A 17,156-nucleotide genomic window follows, 5' to 3' on the forward strand; every position below is an offset into this window, starting at 1 on the left:
GCGCACAACATTGGCTTGCGCAGCGGGTTCGCCATGGCCGCCCTTCCCAGGGAGTTTCGGGCCAACCAACCAGCCGACACCATGACACGCCGCTGGTCGTCCTGGTGACGTCCCGGTTTCCCTACGGATCTGCCGAGCAGTTCATTGTCGCGGAATTGCCCCACTGGGCGGGTCGCGGCATCGACATGGTGATCCTGCCGGAGAAGAACGACACACCGAATGTCCAGCCCCGTGATCTTCCTGCAGGCGTCACCCTCGACACCCGCCTGGTGAAGAAGTGGGGAAGCCATGAAGGACGTGTGCTGTCAGTTCTCGATGCCCTGACGTCCGGCGTTTTCTGGCGAGAAATTCGCGATCTCGCCAGTTTGGGTCGTCTGAACCGTTCTCGCTTCGTCTTCGCCCTGCGGTCCTGTGCCCAGATCACCATGGTCCGACGCACCCTGGCCGAACTGTCGAGAGAACACGGCGGGATCGATCTCGTCTACACCTACTGGCTGGCCGTCTCGACAGTGGGTGCTGCGTTGGCGAAGAAGCAGGGGGCAGTGCGCCGTGTGGCGTCTCGGGCTCACAACGCCGATATCTACGAGGATCGTCACCCCCTGCGCCATCATCCCGCGGTGCGCCAGATCGTTGACGAGGTCGACCTGCTGGCCCCGATCGCCGCCGATGGCGCCGAATTCTGTGTTGATCGCTATGGATTTGATGAGAATAACGTGGTCGTCAGCCGGTTGGGTGTCGACATCCCCTCGCGCGAGGAGTGGTGCCGACCCAGCCCGGACGGCGTCTTCACCGTCTTCTCCGTCAGCACCATGACCCCCTTCAAGCGGCTCGACCTGCTCATCGACTCCCTGGCGGATCTGTCCCAGCGATGCGGATCAACCACCCTGCGCTGGGTTCACGCTGGTGAGGGGCGTCTCCATGACGAGCTTGCTGCCCGAGTTTCCGAGAAACTCCAGCCTCGCGGGGTCGAGGTGGAATGGCTGGGCCAGCTCGGACACGACGAGCTCTTCACCTGGTATCGCACCCACCAGGCCGACGTCCTGGTCAACACCAGCTCCTCGGAGGGCATCCCAGTGTCCATGATGGAGGCGATGGTGCGCGGCGTACCGGTCATCGGTACCGATGTGGGCGGGGTTCGTGAGATCCTTCCTCCGGACTGGCTGATGCCGTCCGATCCGTCAGCGTCGGAGGTGGCCGAGTTCATCGCGGCGCGGATGAATGACGCCAAGTCCGACCGGACTCGTCAGGAGGTGGCCCGTTTGGTGGCCGAGAAGTACGACGCCGACCACAACTTCGACGTCTTCGTCGACCGAATGGTGACGGTGGCGCAGGCATGACAACGCTGGCTCAGCGGGCCGATCTTCCGAGCTCCCAGCCTTCCCGGGTCGCAGTGTGGTTCGTGAAGTTCTTCCTCATCCTGCTGCCCTTCGCGTCGGCATGGGCCTCGACGATCACCATCGCCGGTCTGCCTCCGGTGCGGTTGCTGGTCGTCGTCCTGGTACTGGCCGCTCTGGCGGCGCGCCCACGGGTGGAGATCGTCTCCCAGGTCCTCATCGCCGTCGGCATGTTCTGGATCGCGATGGGCCTGTTCCTTGTGAGGGATGCCGCTGGGTTCAAGGAGATCCTGGGAGTTGTCGTCGGCCTGTTGACGATGATTTCGGTGACCCTTGTTGGCCACGGGCTGTCCTGGATCATCCTCATGAGCCGGGCCTGGCTCGGCGGCGTCATCATCGCGATCCTGCCCGGCTTGTTCGAGATTGCTACAGGAAAACACATGCCCAACTACCGGTTGGGTGCCTCGGCCTATGTCCGCAGGACGGCGACCGACATCGCCTCCTTCATGGTCAATCCCAACCTCTTTGCCTACTTCATCACTGCCGGCATGGTTGCCCTCATCGTCGGATGGCAGCTCGAGAAGGGCTGGCTGAAGTGGACGTACTTCATCGTCGCTCTCCTCGTGGCGCCGGTGACCTGGTTCACCGGGTCAAGACTCTGCATGGCAGCCTGTCTGGTGCTGCTGGCCTGGATGTGCGTGCGCTCTCGAGTTCTGACGATGATCGCAGCCATCGGGGTGTGCGTGGGCGCCATTTTCGTCATTGCCGCCGGGATGATTCCCCAACTCATCGACGCCTACAACACCTTCATCGTCAACCTCAACTCGAATTCCGGTCAGACCCGTCTGCACCTGTACCAGAACGCCGGATGGCTGTTCGTGAACACCAAAGGCGTCGGCATTGGACCGGGTCGGTACACGGTGGAAGTGACCGCTGCGCCGTGGCGGACCTACGGCGCCATCGATCCGCACAACGGTTTCACCGAGGTCTTCGTCGGTTACGGCCTGCTCGTCGGCGTGGTCCTCGTTGCCCTGGCCCTGGCTGCTCTCATCGCAGCCATTCGCCGCGCCGGGGGGCATCCCGGCTACACCGAGACGATCCTGCTGCAGGCGGTGGGCGTGAGCCTGCTCCTCTGCCCGGTGCTGGCCATGGCCAACAGTTCGTACCTCAAGGCCCCGGCGGTCTGGTGCCAGATGGCCACCATTGCGCTGTGGTGCCAGTACCTGCTCAGGACCAGCCTCTCTCCGCGCAGATCTGTGAAGTACCATGTCGACGACCGGCGGCTTCCCCGTCGACGCCGAGTTCTGGCTCGAGCCATCTCTGCCGACCAGAAGTGAGCCCCTTCCACATCTGAGGGCCAGTGTCCTGGGACATGTTCGGCCTACTGAGAGCGGGCCTGTCGGCGTCTTGTCCTGGGCGCGAGTACGCTGGACCCGATGCAACCGGCATGAAAGGCGTCCCACATGGGTGAACCACGGATCATCGACACCGCCGATCTGGACGACGGTGTGACCATCGGCGACGGTTCGTCGATCTGGCACCTCTCCCAAGTCCGCAGCGAAGCTGTCCTCGGACGCAACGTCGTGGTGGGCCGTGGTGCCTACATCGGCGAGGGTGTCCGCGTCGGCGACAACTGCAAGATTCAGAATTACGCGCTGGTCTACGAGCCGGCGGAGCTGGAGGACGGGGTCTTCATCGGTCCGGCGGTGGTCCTCACCAATGACCACTTCCCCCGCGCCATCAACCCCGACGGCTCCCTCAAGTCGGCTGACGACTGGGAGCAGGTGGGCGTGATCTGCAAGCGCGGCTGCGCCGTCGGCGCCCGCTCTGTGTGCGTTGCCCCCGTCACCATCGGTGAGTGGGCCACGGTGGCGGCCGGATCGGTCGTCACCAAGGATGTTCCGGCCTATGCCCTGGTGGCTGGTGTACCAGCTCGTCGAGTCAAGTGGGTGGGTCGTTCCGGCTTCCCGCTGGATCCCGACGGGGAGAACAAGTGGATCGACTCGCGAACCGGGGACCGGTTCGTCGAGGATCCCGAGACCGACACGCTGACTCTCGTCAGCGAGGGCGAGCAGGCCTGAGGTCGTCGTCCCCCCAACCCAAGTACCCCTTCGTGGGTGCCACGGCGCCCACAAACCGGACATCGTGTCCGAACAGTTAGGAGCTTTCAACGTGACTGCCCAGTTCATTCCACCTGCCAAGCCGATCCTCGGTGATGACGAGCGCAAGGCCGTCGACGAGGTCATCGCCTCCGGCATGGTCGCCCAGGGCCCCCAGGTCCACGCCTTCGAGGAGGAGTTCTCCTCCCAGGTCGTCGACGGGGTCCATTGCGTGGCCGTCAACTCGGGCACCTCGGCCCTGCACATCGGTCTGCTGGCCTCCGGCATTGGTGAGGGTGACGAGGTGATCGTCCCTTCCTTCACCTTCGCCGCCACCGGCAACTCCGTCGCCCTGTCCGGCGCCAAGCCGGTCTTCGCCGACGTCGACCCGGTGACCTTCAACCTGGATCCGGTCTCCATCGAGGCCTCCATCACCGACAAGACTGCCGCGATCATGCCGGTGCACCTCTACGGGCTGCCGGCCAACATGCCTGAGATCCTCAAGATCGCCGAGAAGCACGGCCTCAGGGTCTTCGAGGACTGCGCCCAGGCTCACGCCGCCAGCATCGACGGCAAGCACGTCGGTACCTTCGGTACCTTCGGCGCCTTCTCCTTCTACCCGACCAAGAACATGACCTCGGGTGAGGGTGGCATGATCACCACCTCCGACCCGGAGGTCGCTCGCGAGGCTGCCATGCTCCGCAACCAGGGCATGGAGAAGCGTTACGCCAACGAGTACGTTGGTCTCAACAACCGCATGACCGACATTCACGCCTCCATCGGTCGTGTTCAGCTCACCAAGCTGGCCGGCTGGACGAAGACCCGTCAGGAGAACGCGGCCTTCCTGTCGAAGAACATCACCGAGGCCGTCACCCCGGTCGTTCCCGAGAGCTACGTGCACGTGTACCACCAGTACACGATCCGTCTCGAGGGAGCCACCGGCGAGGAGCGCGACCGCTTCGTCACCGCCCTCAAGGAGGAGCACCAGGTCGGCTCGGGGGTCTACTACCCGATTCCGAACCACCGTCTGCCCTCGCTGGCCCCGTACGCCCCGGGCCTCGAGCTGCCGAACACCGAGAAGGTTGCCGCAGAGTGCGTCTCGCTGCCGGTTCACCCCTCGTTGTCCCAGGCTGACCTCGAGCGCATCGTCGCCGCTGTCAACGCTTGCGCGAAGGCAGGTGCCTGATGGCGAACCTGCGTGCCGGCATGGTCGGTATCGGCTCGATGGGCAAGAACCACGTCCGTAACCTGCGCGCCATCGACGGGGTCGACCTGGTCGCGATTGCGGACGCCTCCGGCAAGGACCCATTCGGGGTCGCCGGTGACCTGCCCGTCCTGCCCGACGTCGACGCGGTCATCGAGGCTGGAGTCGACTACTGCGTCGTCGCGGCCCCGACCAAGTTCCACGAGGAGATCGGTCTCAAGCTGGCCGAGGCGGGGGTCCACGCCCTCATCGAGAAGCCGCTGGCCTACGACACGGCCGCCGCCACCCGTCTGGCCAAGGCCTTCGAGAGCAAGGGTCTCATTGGTGCCGTCGGTCACATCGAGCGGTACAACCCGGCCCTGCAGTCGCTGCGCAAGCGTCTGGAGAACGGCGACCTCGGCGACCTCTACCAGGTGGCCACCCGTCGTCAGGGTCCGTTCCCGGCCCGTATCGCCGACGTCGGCGTCGTCAAGGACCTCGCCAGCCACGACATCGACCTCACCGCCTGGGTCACCCAGCGTGAGTTCGAGCTGGTTGCCGCCCGTACCATGTTCAAGGCTGGCCGGGACTACGAGGACATGGTCTCGGCGACCTGCCAGCTCTCCGATGGGCTCATGAGCAACCACCTCGTCAACTGGCTGACCCCGACCAAGGAGCGTCGTACCTTCGTGACCGGCGAGAAGGGCATGTTCATCGCGGACACCCTGACCGCTGATCTCACCTTCTACTCCAACGCCAAGGTTGCGACGGTGTGGGACGACATCGCCAACTTCCGTGGCGTTGCCGAGGGTGACGTCACCAGGTTCGCGATCCCGAAGCCCGAGCCGCTGCGCACCGAGCACGAGAACTTCCGTGACGCTGTGCTGGGCAAGGGATCCGACATCGTGACGATGACCCAGGGCGCCAAGGTCGTCCAGGTCTGCGAGGCAATGATCAACTCCGCCGCCTCCGGGGAGTTCGTCAAGATCTCCTGACACATCGGTCATGATCGGGCCGGGCCGTCGAGGCCCGGCCCGATTGCGTTCACCGAGGTGTTCGGCCTGGGTCGAGCGGCCGAGTCTCCAACGGCCTCGAGGGTAGGATGGCTGGCATCTTTGGTCACCACGAATTCCCTCACGGCCTGCGGGCCGTGGCATCGCGCTCGGTAGACCCCGCTCAGTGGTTCAGCGGGGCGGCCGAGGTCGTCGTCGCATGTCTTTTCCTCACGTGTACCTATGTCACGGTGGACCAGCCACTCTTCGACAATGGCGCGTGCCCACTGATGCTCCCGCTCTTCGCGGTGGCTGCCGTGGCGCTGGAAGTGTTGTGCATCGTCAGGGATGCACGGGGGATACCGACTCCGCGGGAGTGGACCCGTCCCCTCACCATCGTGGTGTGCAGTTTCCTGGCACTGCTGGCCTGGGCTGCGGCCTCGATCCCCTTCCATGACCATGTCGTCTATGACTATTCCATGGGGGTCATCAGGGGCCTGCCGCTCTATGCCCTCGTTGTGCCCCTGGCCGAGGCGACGATGACGATTCTCGTCGCTGTCTTTGCCTGCCGACTCATCGTGGTGGAGAACCTCGAGGGAGCGCTGTGGAGACTGTCCGTTCTGATGGCGATCGCGAACCCAATTGGGCTCGTCAACGAATACTCAGCAGGTCATACGACGGGATGGCGGGTTGCCACCAAGCTCGGTGGGGCCGCGATCTGTCACGTGGTGCTGATCCTCGCCGTGGCTGTCGCTGTCGACGCCGTCATCCGGAACCGTCACCGGATCATCTCGAGCGTGGCCGTCGTCAGTCACCTGGCCTGCTTGGCGGTGTCCGGGTCCCGTGCCGGGATCATCTGCCTGGCCCTGTTCATCCTCGGTCTGGTTCTCCTCGGACGCTCTCACCGCAGGAGAAGCCGTGAGCAATGGACCATCCTCGCGGCCCTGGGGATAGTGGTGGCCGGAGTTGCCATTTGGTTCGTCTCGACGGTGCGGACGGGGTCTCTGGTGGATCCGGCGAGGGCGAGGACCTGGGCCTTGGCGGGACACGTGGTCCTCGAGTCACCGGGTCGTTTCCTAATGGGAACCGGCTATGGGACCATCTGGCCGTGGTTCGTCCTTGAGTCCACTTTCATGCCCGGGTCCTCCCATGGGATGCGCCAGACCCTGTACGGCTACAGTCTTCCGCACGCTCACAGCCTGGTCGCCCAGGTGCTGGGGGAGCTCGGGGCGATTGGCCTCATCCTGCTGCTGGTCTCCCTGGGCACTGTCATCGCGGTGTGCATCAAGGGGATTCGCGGACACTTCCCGGTGTTGTGCCTCGGGGTGCTCGCGACGATCCCGGCCTTCCTGATGGACACCTACCTCATCAAGAACTTCCCGATCGCGCTGTTCTGGTGGTTCTCCACGCTGGTCGTCTGCCGGCTCGTGACGACCACGGGGAAGGATGACCGCGAGGAAGTGTCCGTCGACCACTGATTCGCGCGGGAAATTGTGTGCTCAGCCGTGATTCTTTCCGGGGCGAGTCAGCGGATGGTACGGCTGCGTACTAGCCTGAACCCGTAGTCATTACACATTCTCGACGATGACGTCACTAAGCCATGGATACCGGTGCCGCGCCCGGAAAAGGTAGGTTTCCCGGATTGCCGGGAAGGTGCCCAACCTTTCAACCGGACGGACTCGTGATGCCCGGAACATGGGAAAGGAAAAGAAGAGATGTCCCTCGATCCGCTCGACGTAGATGCCGAAGGCGTCACCGCAGCTGGAAGAGCGAGGGGGTTCAGACCCAAGCACTTGGTGACCGGCCCCTCACGCGACGACAAGTCATTCCTTGGTCATCCCGGCGGTCTGCCGTGGATGCTCCAAGTGGAAATGTGGGAGCGGTTCTCCTGGTTCGGGATGCGGGCCATCCTCGTTTACTTCATCACCGACACCTTGGCAAATGGCGGCCTCGGGCTGCCGGTCAATGCCGGTCAGGTGGTGATGGCCTCCTATGGCGCTGCGGTGCTGCTCATGACGATTCCCGGCGGTATCTTCGCCGACCGGATTCTCGGGCCGTGGGTCTCCACCCTGTGGGGCGGTCTCATCATCATGACCGGTCACGTCATCCTGGCGATACCTCAGGTGGTGACGTCGTGGATCGGCCTTGTCTGCATCGCCATCGGTACCGGTTTCATCAAGCCGAATCTGTCGACGGTCGTCGGTGGCCTCTATGACGATGGCGATCCGCGTCGTGACCAAGGCTTCTTGTACTTCTACATGTCGATCAACATCGGCTCCCTCATCGCTCCGCTCATCACCGGTCTGCTCAAGGACCACTACGGGTACCACATCGGATTCATCGCGGCAGCCATCGGTATGGCCCTGGCCCTCGTGGCTTTCATCCATGGTCGTTCCAAGCTGCGCGACTTCGCCTTTGACATTCCCAATCCGCTCGCCCCGGGTGAGGGGCGCCGGATGGTGCTCAGGACCCTGGGAATCATCGCGATTGGTGCTGTGCTCGTCATCGGGTTCAAGGCGTTGCTGGGTGAGTGGACTTCGGCTATCGCTTACTCGCTGTTCACCTTCGCCACCGTGACAGCCCTGGGGTACTTCTTGACGATGTTCCGCTCCTCGAAGGTCACCGAGCGGGAGCGTGGTCACCTGTGGGCCTTCGTCCCGCTGTGGGTGGGGCAGGTGCTCTTCGTCATGATCTTCGAGCAGGCAGCCGGGAAGATGGCCACCTTCGCCAAGGCCAACACCGACGGTCACATCGCCGGTTCCGCCCTTCTCAAGCCGGAGCAGTACCAGATGATCAACCCGGCCGCCGTGCTCATCCTTGCCGGTCTGTTGGGCATGTGGTTCCGAAGGAGGGAGGGGAAGTTCCCCAACACCCCGCAGAAATTCGCGATCTCGGTGTTCATCATCGGGCTGACCGCCCTCATGATGGGATTCGGCTTCCAGAGCTGGCCGGGCGGGGACAAGCTCGCACCGTGGTGGTTCCTGGCCGTCGTCTTCGTCATTCAGACCGTCGCCGAGCTGTTCATGAACCCGATTGGCCTCTCGACGGCCACCAAGCTGGCCCCGAAGAAGTTCGCATCCCAGAACATGACCCTGTGGCTGCTGGCAGCGGCCTGCGGTCAGGGCCTGGCATCGGTGACGATCGAGCGCACGAAGGATCTTGGTGACGTGGTGTTTTACTACGGTCTGGGCATCGTGACGATCGTCGTCGCGGTCGTGCTCTTCGCCATCGCCCCGTGGACCCAGTCGAAGATGGAGGACGTCGATCAGGTGTGCCATGAGGATGCCGGAGTCACCCCGGAATCTGAAGGTCACTGAATCTGAAAGCTACTGATTCGTCGGTAGGGTCCGTCCGGTGGGGCGGGTCCCACGTCGTGTTGGTGGTCCGTGTCGACCCGGTTCTGTGTCGGAGGCACCTTGGCAGAGGTACCTTTACCGTGTGTGGTGATCGGGTTGCTGATAGTTCCTGGTGCTATCCCAGATGGCAGTCGACGGGTTCAGAAACCGATCTTCCACCAGCGTCTTGGCCCGGTGCGAAAGCCAGCCGTGAACCCTCGAAGGGACGCTGAGGGCTGATTAACGTGGTTTGTGTGTGTACGCATCGTTTCGACGATGAACCCAACCTTGGGAGCACACATGATGACGTACCAGTACCTCATCATCGGTGGCGGAATGGCCGCCGACTCAGCCGCCCACGGCATCCGCGAGATTGACAAGGACGGGTCGATCGCCATCCTCAGCGCCGACGTTGATTCGCCGTACCCCCGCCCTGCCCTCAGCAAGAAGCTGTGGACCGATCCCGAGTTCACCTGGGGCAAGACCGATCTCTCCACCGCCGCCGACACCGGCGCCGAGCTGCGCCTCGACACCGAGGTTCTCAGCATCGATCGCGATGCGAAGACCGTCCTGACCGGTTCAGGCCAGGTTTTCGGCTACGAGAAGCTGTTGCTTGTCACCGGCCTGACCCCATCGCGCATCGACGATGACGGAGACGCCGTCCTCTACTACCGATCCGCTCGTGACTACCAGAAACTGCGTGCTTTGGCTCAGCCCGGCCACCGTTTCGTCATCGTCGGTGGCGGATACATCGGAGTCGAGCTTGCGGCCGCCCTAGTCCAGCAGGGCTGCGAGGTCAGCCTCGTCACACCCGACCCGGTCCTGGGCGGTTCCCAGTTCCCGGCCCAGATCGCGTCGGAGTACCAGAAACTCTTCGCCGATGCCGGGGTTCACCTCGTCACCGGGCATCGTGTCTCCTCGGTGCGCAAGCACGAGAACGCCGAAGTCACCTTGGACGACGGCATCATCCTCGAGGCCGACGACGTCGTCGCCGGTCTGGGGGCGACTCCCGTCACCAACCTGGCCGAGGACGCCGGTCTCACCGTCGACAACGGCGTCGTCGTCGACGAGTACCTGCGTACCGACGACCCCGCCATCTGGGCAGCTGGCGACATCGCGAACTACCCGGACCCGGTGCTGGGCCGCACCCGCGTCGAGCACGTCGACAACGCCACCATGATGGGCAAGGCAGCGGGCCGCTCGATGGCCGGTTCGGACGCCCCCTACACCCACACCCCGATGATGTACTCGCAGGTGTTCGGGGTCCGCTGGGAGGCCGTCGGCGCTCTCGACTCCAGCCTTGAGACCACTGCGGTGGAGGTCGGGGACGGCCAGGTCGTCTACTACCTCAAGGACGGAAAGCCGGTCGGCGTCCTGCTCTGGAACCTGCCTGGGCGCACCGACGAGGCTGTCAAGGTGCTTGCCGACCCGCCCGAGGACCTCTCGGACGCCATCAACTGATTTCTACTACAGGAGATAACATCATGGATCTCGGACTCAATGGGCGGGTAGCCCTCATCACCGGTGCCGACTCTGGCATCGGTTGGAACACCGCGAAACTCCTCCTTGCGGAGGGAGCGAAGGTTGCCGTCACCGACCTTGACGCCGACGAGCTCACCAAGGCCGCGAAGGACCTTGATGCGCCCGAGGACCGTCTCGTCGCCTTCCCGGCCGACGTCACCGACGCCGACTCCTTGGCCGAGCTCCACCAACAGGTGAAGGAGGCCTTCGGGCCGATCGACATCCTCGTCCAGTCAGCCGGGGTCACCGGCGCCCAGGGTAAGTTCCACGAGATCGACGAGGAGGGCTGGCGCTCCACCCTCGACATCGACCTCATGGGCCCGGTGCGGGTGCTGCGGGAGTTCATCGCCGACCTGCGCACCGGCGGGTGGGGTCGTGTCGTGCTGCTGGCTTCCGAGGATGGCGTCCAACCCTATGACGACGAGATCCCGTACTGCGCCGCCAAGGCCGGTGTGTTGGCCTTGGTCAAGGGGCTGTCGCGTACCTATGCCCGGGAAGGGTTGCTCGTCAACGCTGTCTCCCCGGCCTTCATCCACACCCCGATGACCGACGCCATGATGACCAAGCGGTCCGAGGAACGTGGCGTCAGCTTCGACGACGCCATCGAGTCCTTCCTCGACGAGGAGCGCCCCTACATGGAGCTCAAGCGCCGCGGAGAGCCCGAGGAGGTGGCTGCCGTCATCGCATTCCTGTGTTCCGACAAGGCATCCTTCGTCAATGGGTCGAACTATCGTGTCGATTCCGGGTCGGTGGCGACGTTCTGACGATCGGGTCCACGTGGAGATGGGCGAAGGCCGCTGTCGTCATGACAGCGGCCCTCGCCGTGTGTGGAGCAGGATCAGGCGTCGAGGTCGGACTCGATGAGATCAGCGATGGTGTTGACGTCATCCTCGTTGTCACCGGCGACCGTGACGGGATCACCCGCGCCAGCACCGAGGGTCATGATGAGGAGCACGGATTTGGCGTCGATCGGCTCGCCTCCTTCTGCGGCCAGGGTGACGGTGGAGCCGAGTTTGGCAGCTTCCTGGGAGATGACTGCGGCGGGACGGGCGTGAAGCCCGACGGAGGATCCGACTTTGACGATTCTGCTGGCCATGATGGTGTCCCTTTCAGGGTTGTGTGTTTCGGTGCGGTTTGGTGTGGATATTTCAGGCGGCGGCCTCGGCCTTGCGCTTGGCTGAGGTCTTGAGGACGGTTACAAGCAAGGCTGCCACGACGGTGCCGACGACGATGGCCAGAATGAACGCCCAGACCCGGTCGATGGCGAAGAAGACGAAGATACCGCCGTGGGGAGCCTTGGACGCCGCGCCCAGTGCCATCGACAGGGCGCCGGTGACGGCTCCGCCGGCCATCATCGAGGGGATGACGCGCAGTGGGTCAGCAGCTGCGAAGGGGATGGCACCTTCGGAGATGAACGAGGCTCCCAGCAACCAGGCAGCGGTGCCGTTCTCGCGCTCTGCCGGTTGGTAGAGGTTCGGACGCAGAGTCGTTGACAGGGCCATCGCCAGGGGCGGGACCATACCGGCTGCCATGACGGCGGCCATCACCTTGAGGGATCCGACGTTGGTGACGGCGAGGTTCGTCGTCGCGAAGAGGTACGCCGCTTTGTTGATGGGGCCGCCCAGGTCGGAGCACATCATGAGGCCCAGGATGATTCCAAGGATGACAGCCGATGCTCCGCTCATACCACCCAGCCAGTTGTTGAGGGCGTTGGTGAGAGCGGCAAGCGGACGGCCGAGCACCACGTACATGAGGCCGCCGGCTATGAGGGACCCGACGAGCGGGATGATGACGACCGGCATGAGACCACGCAGCCAGCGGGGCGGGTTGAGGCGAGTGAACCCATAGGCGACGAGGCCACCGAGCAGACCACCGACGATGGCCCCGATGAATCCTGCCCCGGTGACCCCGGCGACGGCACCAGCCACGAAGCCGGGGGCGATGCCGGGACGATCAGCCAGACCGAAACCGATGTAGCCGGCGAGCGCGGGTAGCAGGAAGCCGAAAGCCGCCTGGCCGACGGCAAAGAGGACCGCGCCGATGTAGGTCATGGTGGCCGATCCACCCAGGGCATGGGCGGTGGGTGCCGGAAGATTGTTGAAGGTGTTGTGGAGGGCGATGTCCATGCCGTCCTTGGCGATCTCGTACCCGCCGAAGAGGAAGCCCAGGGCGATGAGCAAACCACCCGCGGCGACGAACGGGATCATGTAGGAGACGCCCGTCATGAGGGCCTGCTGAATGCGCTTGCCCCAACCGATCTGGGAACCGGCCTGCTCGGGCTCCTGGTGTTCGCCGTGGCCCGCCGGAACACGGTGCGCGTGCGGATCCTTGGCTGCCGCGAGAGCCTCGGCGACCATCTTCTCGGGCTCGTTGACGGCACGCTTCACCCCTGACTCGATGACCGGCTTGCCGGCGAATCGCTCTCGGCCCTTGACACCGACGTCAGTGGCGAAGATGACGGCGTCAGCGGCCTCGATCTCGGATGCGTCGAGGGGCTCGGTGGCGGTGGAACCTTGGGGCTCGACCTTGACGTCAACCCCCATCTTCTTGCCCGCGGCCGTGAGGTAGTCGGCGGCCATGTAGGTGTGGGCGATGCCGGTCGGACAAGCTGTGATGGCGACGACGTGGGTGGTGGGTGTCTGTTCGGGAGCTGTTTCGTCTGTCGCGGCGGCGGTGGCGGGTGCCGGTACAGGCGCGCCCTCCTCTGGTCCGACGACCCCGCCAATGAGGTCGACGACCGTCTGAGCGTCGGGGGCCTGGCGCAGCTGCTCGACGAATTCGGGCTTGACGAGGGCGCGAGCCAACTTTGTGAGGAGCTTCATGTGGTCGGCGCCACCGTTCTCGGAGGCGGCGATCATGAAGACGAGGTCAGCAGGGCCGTCAGGTCCGTTGAAGTCAACTGCGGGGGACAGCCGGGCGAAGCCGAGTGAGGGCTGGGAGACTGCGGCGGAGCGGCAGTGAGGGATAGCGAATCCGCCGGGCATCCCGGTCGGGCTCTTGGACTCACGGTCGAGGGCGTCACGGGTCAGGCCGTCGGCGTCGGCGCGCCCGGCCCTGGCGATGATTCCGGCGACCGAGGTGATGACCTCGGCCTTGGTCGAGCCCAGGTCAGCGTCGAGGGATACCAGTTCTGGGATGAGGAGAGGGGCGTTCATCGGTTCTCCGATCTCACAGATGGGTGAGGCTGACGTGGATGGCGTCGGCCTGGGCAGGGGTCGGCATGGTCGACCCCGGGAGGGCTGCGGCGGCCGTGCCCCAGGCGACGGCGGTGCGCAGACAGTTTTCGGGTTGGTCGCCGCGGGTACGGGCCAGCAGAAATCCGGCTAGGGAGGAGTCCCCGGCGCCAACGGTCGACCTCACCTGGACTGGTTCCGGCCAGGCGTGCCAGGCATCGGTCTCGGTGACGAGTAGGGCCCCCGCGCCGCCGAGGGTGACCAGCACCTCGGCGATGCCGTGCAGGCGCCGGGCGGCAGCGACGACGTCGTGGAAATGGCCTTGCTCGGCGGCAGCCTCCAGGGAGCCGCCGTCGATTCCACAGAGCTGACCGAGCTCGACGGAGTTGGGCTTGACGAGTTCGGGAGCTGACTCGGGGAGTTTCCCGGACAGCTCTTGGAGGGGCTTGTCAGAGGTGTCAACGGCGACCTTGACGCCGGTTTCGTGCAGCCGACGGGTCATGGTGGTGTACCAGTTCGAGGGGACGCCGGGAGGGAGAGACCCGGACAGGACGACCCATTCAGCGTCGGTCGACGTCTCGAGGATGATCTCCTCGACGGCGGTCAGTTCGTCGGGCGTGAGTGCGGCTCCGGGTTGGTTGATCTTGGTTGTGGTGCCGTCGGGTTCGGTGATGGTGAGGTTGGTCCTTGCCGACGCCGAGATCGGGACGGCGACGTGTGGGATCTTGTCGTTGGCGAGGCCGGTGACCAGGCGGTCCTTGGTTCCTGCCGGTATGACGGCGCAGGTGTCGACCCCAGCTCCGCAGAGGACTCGGGAGATGTTGACTCCCTTGCCAGCGGAGACCTCAGTGGAATTGCCGAGTCGGTTCACCTGGCCGCGTTGCAGCGGCCCGGGCAGGGATGCAGTGCGGTCGATGCTCGGGTTGAGGGTGACTGTGACGATCACGGGGGGACTCCTTCGTCGCTTCTCCCAACGGTCCCTCAGATATGAGTGACCCTGCAATGTTGGGATGTGTGACACTCTAAAGCATAAAAGCTGAAAAAGCAACAATAAAACACCAAAACGGACATTTGGTGATGCGGGGCGTCGCGATGACTCGGGGTGACTGTTTGACGGGCTGGTCCGGCGACGGGAGTCGGTGTGGTGATCGGTCTTATGAATGGGGTTGCTGCCACCCGTGGTTGCACGTCCTGACGTCAGCAACCCAAACACCACACACGGTGGAAGTGCGGGCTGGGGGAAGCGTGCGTGCGCAATGGCCGGGAGGCTGAAATGGCCCTGGCTGCGGCCGACCTCAGGCGATGACGATCTCGACGCCAGATTTCTGCAGCATCTCAACCTGGTGTGGGGTTACCCCGGAGTCGGTGATGATGACGTCCACGTCACCCAACTCCGCGAACCGCATTGTTGACTCTGCCCCCATCTTCCGGGAGTCGGCCAACACGACGACGTGGTGGGCGCTTGCGATCATCGCTGTCTTTGTCGCGACCTCATCGGCGTCGGGGGTGGAGAGACCATGGTCCAGGGAGATGCCGTTGGTGCCCATGAAGGCGACGTCAACACGCAGCCGTGAAATGGCATCGACATTCCCGACGGTGGCTTGAGTGGTCGGGCGCAGGCGCCCTCCCAGTAGGTGGACGTCGCATGCACTGCGGGTTGCCATGGTGCTGGCGATCGGCGATGAGTTGGTGAAAACGGTGAAGCGCCTTGTGGGAGGCATGATTGCCGCAAGTCGACCGGTCGTCGATCCAGCGTCGAGGATGATCGATCCGTTGTCAGTCGGCAGGTGGGGCAGCGCAGCCCTGGCTATCTGCTCCTTCTGGCTCACCGCGGAGGAATCACGGGTGTCGAGGGGTTGATCTCCCAGCAGGTCGAACTCGATCGGGATGGCGCCACCGTGGACGCGTCTCAGCATCTTCTGGGTGCACAGTTGATCGAGATCGCGCCGAATGGTCTCCGGGACGACCCCCAGGGAGGCTGACGCATCAGACACTGACACCCGACCGGTCTCGCGGGCGGTGTTTATGAGCCACTTGTGTCTCTCGGCGGGATACACCGGCCCTCCTCAACGAAAAGCCCCCAGCGCAAACAGGCTAAATCCCTAGTCAGACGCATGATGCGGGGATGGCTGTGATGGCGGGAGCATAACACGAAATCATTGCGGCGTTCTGCCCGGTTAGACTGGCGGGGGTATTCGCGAATCCCAAGGAGTTCAGGAATGAAAATTGCCGTCGTCGCCATGGGCAAGATCGGGCTTCCCCTGGCTGTGCAGTTCGCCGAGAAGGGTCACGACGTCATCGGCGTCGACGTGCAGCAGCGCGTCGTGGACGAGATCAACAAGGGCAACGAGCCCTTCCCCGGTGAGGCCTATCTCGACGAGAAGCTGAAGAAACTCGTCCCGGCCGGCAAGCTCGCCGCCACCACTGATTACTCCAAGGCGATTCCGGGCGCCGATGCGATCGTCCTCGTCGTCCCGCTGTTCGTCAACGACGAGACCTGGGAGCCGGACTTCGGCTGGATGGAGGCCGCCACCAAGTCGTTGGCGGAGCATCTCACCCCGGGCACCCTTATCTCCTACGAGACCACTCTGCCGGTCGGCACTACCCGCAACCGCTGGAAGCCGATGATCGAGGAGATCTCCGGCCTGACCGAGGGCAAGGACTTCCACCTCGTCTTCTCCCCGGAACGCGTCCTTACCGGCCGTGTCTTCGCCGACCTGCGTCGCTACCCGAAGCTCGTTGGCGGCCTGAACGACGAGGGCACTGCCAAGGGCATCGAGTTCTACGAGCAGGTCCTCGACTTCGACGATCGTGACGACCTGCCGCGCGACAACGGCGTCTGGGACATGGGCACCGCCGAGGCCGCCGAGATGGCCAAGCTCGCCGAGACCACCTACCGCGACGTCAACATCGGCCTGGCCAACCAGTTCGGCAAGTACGCCGCCGCCAACGGCATCGACGTCTACAAGGTCATCGACGCCTGCAACTCGCAGCCCTACTCCCACATTCACCGTCCCGGCATCGCCGTCGGTGGACACTGCATCCCGGTTTACCCGCGCCTCTACCTGTGGACCGACCCGGACGCCGCCATCGTCCGTACCGCCCGCGAGGCCAACATGACGATGCCGCAGTACTGCGTCGACCAGGCCGCCTCGGTGCTGGGAGACCTGTCCGGCAAGAAGGTCGTTGTCCTCGGTGCCTCCTACCGCGGCAAGGTCAAGGAGACTGCCTTCTCCGGCGTCTTCCCGACCGTCGAGATCCTGGCCAAGGCTGGCGCCGACGTCAGCGTCCACGATCCGATGTTCACCGACGAGGAGCTCGGCAAGTTCGGCTTCAAGGCTTACCACGTCGGCGAGCCCGTCGACGGGGCCCTTCTGCAGGCCGACCATCCCGAGTACGCCGAGCTGACCCCGACCGATCTTCCGGGCATCAAGGTCCTCATCGACGGTCGTCACGTCGTCGACGCGGCCAAGTGGGACGGCGTCGAGGTCATCGTCGTTGGTGACGGGGAGGCCTGAG

At 64.3% G+C, this 17,156-nt stretch carries 14 protein-coding genes; 10 read left to right on the plus strand and 4 right to left on the minus strand.

Going from position 1 to position 17,156, the window contains the following annotated elements; all coding sequences use genetic code 11:
• Positions 1-104 precede the first annotated feature (104 nt).
• The 9 genes from AC6I1W_RS03370 (at position 105) to AC6I1W_RS03410 (ending at position 11,228) form a co-directional block, all read left to right on the plus strand.
• Positions 105-1,337 (plus strand): glycosyltransferase, encoded by a 1,233-nt coding sequence (locus AC6I1W_RS03370; protein WP_270237185.1) that lies wholly within the window; start codon positions 105-107, stop codon positions 1,335-1,337.
• Entirely contained in the window at positions 1,334-2,671 is a 1,338-nt protein-coding gene (locus tag AC6I1W_RS03375; RefSeq protein WP_065672987.1) for an O-antigen ligase family protein, read from the plus strand. The genes AC6I1W_RS03370 and AC6I1W_RS03375 overlap by 4 nt, the downstream gene beginning before the upstream one ends.
• Positions 2,672-2,797: 126 nt before the next feature.
• A complete protein-coding gene (locus tag AC6I1W_RS03380) occupies positions 2,798-3,415 on the plus strand; it encodes an acyltransferase (protein WP_270237183.1) in 618 nt (205 codons plus the stop codon).
• Positions 3,416-3,506: 91 nt separating this feature from the next.
• Positions 3,507-4,619: a DegT/DnrJ/EryC1/StrS family aminotransferase gene (locus AC6I1W_RS03385; RefSeq protein WP_015583447.1), complete on the plus strand. Its 1,113-nt coding sequence runs from the start codon at positions 3,507-3,509 to the stop codon at positions 4,617-4,619.
• Complete coding sequence (locus AC6I1W_RS03390) at positions 4,619-5,611, plus strand: Gfo/Idh/MocA family protein (protein ID WP_270237181.1); 993 nt, start codon at positions 4,619-4,621, stop codon at positions 5,609-5,611. Before AC6I1W_RS03385 ends, AC6I1W_RS03390 begins: the two co-directional genes overlap by 1 nt.
• Before the next feature lie 107 nt (positions 5,612-5,718).
• The gene (locus tag AC6I1W_RS03395) at positions 5,719-7,086 is read left to right on the plus strand and encodes an O-antigen ligase family protein (protein ID WP_270237179.1); all 1,368 of its coding nucleotides are present in this window, start codon (positions 5,719-5,721) and stop codon (positions 7,084-7,086) included.
• A 237-nt stretch (positions 7,087-7,323) separates the two neighbouring features.
• Positions 7,324-8,925 (plus strand): peptide MFS transporter, encoded by a 1,602-nt coding sequence (locus AC6I1W_RS03400; protein WP_270237177.1) that lies wholly within the window; start codon positions 7,324-7,326, stop codon positions 8,923-8,925.
• 294 nt (positions 8,926-9,219) lie between these two features.
• Positions 9,220-10,404 carry an FAD-dependent oxidoreductase gene (locus tag AC6I1W_RS03405; protein ID WP_493536898.1) on the plus strand — a complete coding sequence of 395 codons (1,185 nt, stop codon included), beginning with the start codon at positions 9,220-9,222 and terminating at the stop codon, positions 10,402-10,404.
• 23 nt (positions 10,405-10,427) lie between these two features.
• Positions 10,428-11,228, plus strand: a complete 801-nt coding sequence (locus AC6I1W_RS03410; protein WP_270237173.1) for an SDR family NAD(P)-dependent oxidoreductase — start codon at positions 10,428-10,430, stop codon at positions 11,226-11,228.
• 74 nt (positions 11,229-11,302) lie between these two features.
• On the opposite strand, the gene AC6I1W_RS03415 is transcribed toward AC6I1W_RS03410, so the two are convergent.
• The 4 genes from AC6I1W_RS03415 to AC6I1W_RS03430 all read right to left on the minus strand — a co-directional run bounded on the left by AC6I1W_RS03415 (position 11,303) and on the right by AC6I1W_RS03430 (position 15,694).
• A complete protein-coding gene (locus tag AC6I1W_RS03415; protein ID WP_065672993.1) occupies positions 11,303-11,560 on the minus strand; it encodes an HPr family phosphocarrier protein in 258 nt (85 codons plus the stop codon).
• Positions 11,561-11,612: 52 nt separating this feature from the next.
• Positions 11,613-13,619: a PTS fructose transporter subunit IIABC gene (locus AC6I1W_RS03420; RefSeq protein WP_270237170.1), complete on the minus strand. Its 2,007-nt coding sequence runs from the start codon at positions 13,617-13,619 to the stop codon at positions 11,613-11,615.
• 13 nt (positions 13,620-13,632) lie between these two features.
• The gene (locus tag AC6I1W_RS03425; RefSeq protein WP_270237169.1) at positions 13,633-14,583 is read right to left on the minus strand and encodes a 1-phosphofructokinase family hexose kinase; all 951 of its coding nucleotides are present in this window, start codon (positions 14,581-14,583) and stop codon (positions 13,633-13,635) included.
• Between the two features lie 349 nt (positions 14,584-14,932).
• Entirely contained in the window at positions 14,933-15,694 is a 762-nt protein-coding gene (locus AC6I1W_RS03430; protein WP_270237168.1) for a DeoR/GlpR family DNA-binding transcription regulator, read from the minus strand.
• A 162-nt stretch (positions 15,695-15,856) separates the two neighbouring features.
• Between AC6I1W_RS03430 and AC6I1W_RS03435 the strand changes: the two genes are divergently transcribed.
• The gene (locus AC6I1W_RS03435; protein WP_493536899.1) at positions 15,857-17,155 is read left to right on the plus strand and encodes a nucleotide sugar dehydrogenase; all 1,299 of its coding nucleotides are present in this window, start codon (positions 15,857-15,859) and stop codon (positions 17,153-17,155) included.
• Position 17,156 lies beyond the last annotated feature (1 nt).

This window comes from Cutibacterium sp. KB22876 (genome assembly GCF_059728865.1).